1 protein-coding gene is annotated in these 272 nt (G+C 63.6%); it reads right to left on the bottom strand.

The features are described from left to right. A partial coding sequence (locus Ga0466249_RS26115) for an enoyl-CoA hydratase-related protein (RefSeq protein ID WP_246589069.1) occupies window positions 1-272 on the bottom strand: 272 nt, incomplete at both ends.

The raw sequence follows: 272 nt of genomic DNA, 5'->3' as shown, positions 1-272 counted from the left end.
ACGCTGGAAGCGGAACAGCAGACCGGCATAGTCGGCCGCCTCTTCGCGCGTCATGTCCATCGCGCGATTGTAGCCCTCAAGTTCCACCTGCACAGCGACCGGCGGCAGCGAAGCAATACGCGCCGCCATATCCCTCGCCGCGTCCTTCAGCTGGTCTGCCGCAACGACGCGATTGACGAGATGGTAGCGCAGTGCCGTTTGCGCATCGATGCGGTTTCCAAGCAACAGAAGTTCCATGGCGAGGGCACGCGGCAGATGCTGGCCCAGCCGTG

The organism is Pelorhabdus rhamnosifermentans (assembly GCF_018835585.1).
In the GTDB taxonomy this organism is placed as follows: Bacteria; Bacillota; Negativicutes; order UMGS1260; family UMGS1260; genus Pelorhabdus; species Pelorhabdus rhamnosifermentans.
The sequence above is the reverse complement of the archived record's forward strand: the minus strand, read 5'-3'. Positions and strand labels throughout refer to the sequence as shown.